The organism is Novosphingobium guangzhouense, from assembly GCF_002896965.1.
Classification (GTDB): domain Bacteria; phylum Pseudomonadota; class Alphaproteobacteria; order Sphingomonadales; family Sphingomonadaceae; genus Novosphingobium; species Novosphingobium guangzhouense.
In genome coordinates, this window is record NZ_LYMM01000012.1 from 1 (window position 1) to 901 (window position 901).

The 901-nt window shown below is 61.6% G+C and carries 2 protein-coding genes; one reads left to right on the plus strand and one right to left on the minus strand.

Translation table 11 applies throughout. The annotated features are described in order from the left end of the window. The first annotated feature begins 195 nt into the window (after window positions 1-195). Window positions 196-603, plus strand: coding sequence for a hypothetical protein (locus A8V01_RS28455; RefSeq protein ID WP_170065825.1), 408 nt, complete (start codon window positions 196-198; stop codon window positions 601-603). On the opposite strand, the gene A8V01_RS04180 is transcribed toward A8V01_RS28455, so the two are convergent. Further along, a partial coding sequence (locus A8V01_RS04180) for a hypothetical protein (RefSeq protein ID WP_146037177.1) occupies window positions 581-901 on the minus strand: 321 nt, incomplete at its 5' end. The two genes, A8V01_RS28455 and A8V01_RS04180, sit on opposite strands and share 23 nt — an antisense overlap.

The window sequence follows — 901 nt, forward strand, 5'->3', positions numbered from 1 at the left end:
AGATCAACGCTTCGCCAGGAAACGTCGTGCGCTAGGCCCTCGATCCGGCCGATCAGAACGTCTTCGTTTCGGCAATACATGATGGGGGTCGTGAACCCGCGATGGTGCAGGCGATTGGCGGCAACGAGAAGGGAGCTTTCGATTTCAGGCATCGCTCCCGTCAACGCACCAGGGTCACAAAAGTCGCAAAGACAGGTGAATTCACTGGCATTGATTTGCAGCCGGGATTCAGCGCGCTGCAGGACGCCGGAGCTGTTCGGCTCTCAGCGCCCGGTACCGTTCTTGCGACTACGACGACGCCGTTTCATCATACCGTCCGGCAAGCCGCAATTGACGCACGATTCCGTTGAATGCCGCAGTGACACCCTGGGCACGTCCAATCTCGTTTTCCTGACGCGCCGCATCCCAGTACAGTTCAAGCGGCCACCGCTCGCGGCAATGGGGGAGCAGACAGCGAAGCGCGAGGCGGACCTCGATAGTATCGACCCGCGCTTCACCGCAGCGGGTTACGCCGCTGCGCAGGATATGCACGGAAAGCGCAATGACTATGCGCTGATGTTTCGGCAGGCTTGCATCCATCTCAATGAAAATCATGCGACTTGAAGCGCACAACCTCTTCGGGATCGCGGCCTTCGGCATGCGGCGGCCAGTAACTGTCATGCGGCTTTGGGCTCCATTCCCCCTTGCTACGGGTAAGGTCGCCACGATCCGGCGCGCTGGCATGGCGCGCTCCGTCTCCCCTGCCGGTCTGGTGCGGGAAGGTCATCTCGCCGACGCGGTGGAGCAGATCGCCGTGATCGATGATCCGGTCGCAGATGACGTGGATCACCTCGCCCTCCTTCTGGACCCGGCCCTTGAGCCCCACCATCGATGCGGACATCACCGTGCGGCGCTGGGCTTC